Origin of the sequence: Phenylobacterium aquaticum (genome assembly GCF_947378715.1) — a bacterium.
Lineage (GTDB): Bacteria > Pseudomonadota > Alphaproteobacteria > Caulobacterales > Caulobacteraceae > Phenylobacterium > Phenylobacterium aquaticum_A.
In genome coordinates, this window is record NZ_CANCLE010000253.1 from 1 (window position 1) to 3690 (window position 3690).

Below are 3690 nucleotides of genomic sequence, written 5' to 3' on the forward strand. Positions count from 1 at the left end.
TGCTGGTGGGTCTCCCCGGCGTGATCGTCGCCATCCTGATCAAGCTGGTCATCAAGGAGCCCAAGCGCGGCCACTCCGACATGGTCGACCATCCTGTGTCGCCGGAAGACGTCACCCCGGTCGTGCCGCCCTTCTCGCTTTGGGGCGAGGTCAAGGAGCTGGGCTCGGTCGCCAAGACCCTGTTCCTCAAGTGGCCGGTGGCCAACATGGTGCTGGGGGTGACAATCGCCTCCTTCGGCTCCTATGGCTCAGGCCAGTTCGTGCCGCCCTATTTCACCCGCACCTTCGGCCTGAACTATGCCGAGGTCGGGCTGATCACCGGCCTGGTCGGCGGCTTCTCCTCCGGCATCGGCACCATTCTGGGCGGGGTCATCACCGACCGTATGTCCAAACGGTCCGCCCGCTGGTACGCGCTCACCCCGGCCATCGGCCTGACCATCGCCACGCCGATCTATATCGCCGCCTATCTGCAGCCGTCCTGGCAGACCGCCGCCATGATCCTGCTGATCCCCGGCATCTTCCACTACACCTATCTCGGCCCGACCTTCGGGGTGGTGCAGAACATGGTGGAGACGCGTCGCCGCGCCACCGCCACGGCGTTGCTGTTCTTCTTCCTGAACCTGATCGCGCTCGGTGGCGGCCCGCCCTTCACCGGCTGGCTGATCGACCACTTCGCCCAGTTCAACTTCACCCACAGCGGCGACCACGGCATCGTCGCCTCGCTGCAGGAAATGCTGCGCGGCGGCTCCAAGGGCGGCCTGCGGTTCTCCGAGCTCTGCCCCGGCGGCAGCGCGCCCAAGGGCTCGGCCGCCGACCTCATCGGCCAATGCAAAGGCTCCCTGGTCCACGCCACCCGCGAGGGGGTGATCGTCTCGCTCTGCTTCTATCTGTGGGCGGCCTTCCACTACTTCCTGGGCTCGTTCGGCCTGGTCAAGGCGCTCGCCAAGGCCCGCGCCGATCGCGGCGAGGCCTAAGCGCCTAAGCCCTCTCCCCGCCCGCGGGGAGAGGGTTGGGTGAGGGGCCGGCGCGGTTCAACCCGCCTTCGCCAGATAGAGGTGCGTCTCATAGCCCAGGTCGAAGCCGTCGCTGACCGCCGCGACCGCGCGCTCGATCGCTTCGAACAGCGCCTCGCGCCGCGCCTGCGGCAGCACCTGGTGATAGGACTTGGTCGCCATCAGCGCCCGATAACTCGCCGCCGTCTGCGGCATGGACCAGCCATAGGCCCGGTGCTCGACCGCCGCGAACGCCGGGGTCTCGGCGATCAGCCCAGCCAGCGGCCCTGATCCGAGATACCAGGTCTCCGGCGCGGCAAGGCCCAACAGCTCCGGCGCCACGGCCAGATAGGCCCCGTGGATCGCGGCGCGCACATCGTCGGGCACGGTCATGGGCACATTGCCGAACACCGCCAGGGTTCCCCCCGGCGACAGGGCGGCGGCGGCCTTGGCGAAGCGGATCTCCGGCGCCACCCAATGGATCGCCTGGGCCGAGACCACCAGCCGGAAGGCGCCCGGCTCCGGCGGCCAGGCCTCAAAGGTGGTCTCCGCGAAGGCCACATGGCCGAACGGGCTGAGGTTGCGCCGGGCCAGGGCCAGCAGCTCCGCTCCCGGGTCCAGCGCCAGCATCGGCAGGCCCATCGGCGCGAAGCCCAGGGTCGCCTGGCCCGAGCCGCAGCCCACCTCCAGGATGCGGTCGCCGCCCGTCAAGCCGGCGAAATCCGCCACATCCTCGAACAGCGCCAGCGGATAGCCGGGGCGAGCCGCGTCATAGGTCTTGGCCACCGCGTCGAAGGTGAACCGCTCCCGCATCCGCGCCGTCCGCCACACCTCGTCTTCGCTCATCGCGTCCATCCCCCGTTCGATCTGGCGCGAGCATGGGCGCCGCCCCGGGGCGTGACAAACGACATCTCACTCGATCCGTTGTGAGGTGAACTCACAAACCACCACCCTTGGGAACGGGGCCGACCTCGGCCATAGTCGCCCCATGTTCGACAGCTTCGCCCATGTCTGGACCCCGCTGGTCCCCGCCCGCGACCTGGGCCGCAAGCCGCTCAGCCTCACCCTGGCCGGCGAGCGCATCGCCCTGTTCCGCGACGCCCAGGGCCAGCCCGCCGCCCTGATCGACCGCTGCCCGCACCGGGGCGTCGCCCTGTCGCTCGGTCATGTGGCCGAGGACGGCTGTATCGAGTGCCCGTTCCACGGCTGGCGCTTCGACCGCACCGGCGCCAACCGCCACATCCCCTTCAATCCGCAGGCGCGCCGCGAGACCCTGGGCGCCACGCCCCTGCCTGTCCGCCAGCTCGGCGAGCTGATCTGGATCTACACCGCGCCCGGAACCACAGCCCCCGTCGAGCCCCAGCCGCCGGAGGGCCTGGTCGCGCCCGGCCTGCGCCGCACCCTGATCCAGCGCACCTGGGCCTGCCACTGGACGCGGGCCATGGAGAACATGCTCGACAGTCCGCACCTGCCCTTCGTCCACCGCGCCACCATCGGCAAGCAGGCGCGCCGGCGCATGACGCCGACCTCGACCATGGAGGTCACCTGGGAGGACACGGCCTTCGGCGGTCGCACCCGGTCCATCCTCGACGGCGACGACAGGGGCGGACATCTGGAGTTTCACCGGCCCAATATCATGGCCCTCCACATCCCGATCCCCGGCCGCCACCTGCGCATCCACGCCCTGGTGATCCCGGTGGATCAGGCGACGACAAGGCTGATGGTGGTGGCCTCCCGCGACTTCGCAAAGCTGGGTCTGCTCGAGCCGATCTTCGCCCGCATGAACGCCCGCATCGCCGACGAAGACCGCGCCGTGGTCGAAAGCTCCCAGCCCTCCGAGGTCCCGCCGCTCGCCCAGGAACACTCCGTCGCCACCGACCGCGCCACCCGGGAATTCCGCCGCTACTATTTCGAGGTGCTAAAGCCCTCGGCGGCGTGAGAGCTACGAAGAGGATCTCGGCGAGGACCGCATCCAGATAGCCCTCGCCCCGTTCACGGGGAGAGGGTTGGGTGAGGGGCTCTTCCCGACTTCGACGCAACCCAATCGCTGCAAGGCGCCCCGAAGCGGGGCGCCCCCCTCACCCTGCCCTCTCCCCGTAACCGGGGAGAGGGTTCAAGAGTCCGGCTAAGCCGGGCGTGATAAGAGGGCGTCTAGCAGAATGGCCAAGAAGAAGAGGCCACCCAGCACGTTGAGCAGCCAGGCCCCAATCCCAAGCCAGTAGAGGATGGGCTGTCGCGACCGCACGAACGTCACCCCTCGGCTGCTGACCTGGCCTCGCTGCAGCGATCGGACAGTGAGCCAGATGAAGAAGCCCGTGAAGGCGATGAGGAAGAGGAGTGCAACGTAGATCATTTCGAAGAGACGTAACTCCTGACGGATGATCCCGCTATCAGGCTTCCAGGGCAGATGGTCGATGACAATCTCCCGTTCACCCCTCCTCCAGACTTCCCCGCTATCCCAATCCCAGGCCCACCGCCTTGGAGGCGATCACATGCGTAGCCTCACGGGCGTTCGTGGCGTCGCCGCGCTCTGGGTCTATCTCTACCATATCTCCAACGCCGCTTTCGGCCTGGGCCTGCCGGGTCTGGCCGCCCTGCCGCTGGTGCGGTTCGGCTGGGCGGGGGTGGACCTGTTCTTCGTGCTGTCGGGCTTCGTGCTGATGCACGCCCACGCGGCCGACTTCACCCCCTGGAATTC

Annotated in this window: 4 protein-coding genes; 3 read left to right on the plus strand and 1 reads right to left on the minus strand. The window is 68.5% G+C overall.

Translation table 11 applies throughout. The features are described from left to right. The coding region (locus Q7P21_RS20030) for an MFS transporter (RefSeq protein ID WP_304180087.1) at positions 1–974 on the plus strand (974 nt) is incomplete at its 5' end. A gap of 57 nt (positions 975–1031) precedes the next feature. Here Q7P21_RS20030 and Q7P21_RS20035 read toward each other — a convergent pair. Further along, positions 1032–1838: a class I SAM-dependent methyltransferase gene (locus Q7P21_RS20035; RefSeq protein WP_304164872.1), complete on the minus strand. Its 807-nt coding sequence runs from the start codon at positions 1836–1838 to the stop codon at positions 1032–1034. A gap of 142 nt (positions 1839–1980) precedes the next feature. On the opposite strand from Q7P21_RS20035, the gene Q7P21_RS20040 reads away from it, so the two are divergent. Next, on the plus strand, positions 1981–2931 hold the full coding sequence (locus tag Q7P21_RS20040; RefSeq protein WP_304180093.1) for an aromatic ring-hydroxylating dioxygenase subunit alpha: 951 nt from the start codon (positions 1981–1983) through the stop codon (positions 2929–2931). Between the two features lie 553 nt (positions 2932–3484). Beyond that, on the plus strand, positions 3485–3690 hold a 206-nt coding region (locus Q7P21_RS20045; RefSeq protein ID WP_304180096.1), incomplete at its 3' end, for an acyltransferase family protein.

Bases quoted from the DNA above. Each gene is read 5' to 3' on its own strand.
- Q7P21_RS20035 (WP_304164872.1), bottom strand. From the start codon at position 1,838: ATGAGCGAAGACGAGGTGTGGCGGACGGCGCGGATGCGGGAGCGGTTC.
- Q7P21_RS20040 (WP_304180093.1), top strand. From the start codon at position 1,981: ATGTTCGACAGCTTCGCCCATGTCTGGACCCCGCTGGTCCCCGCCCGC.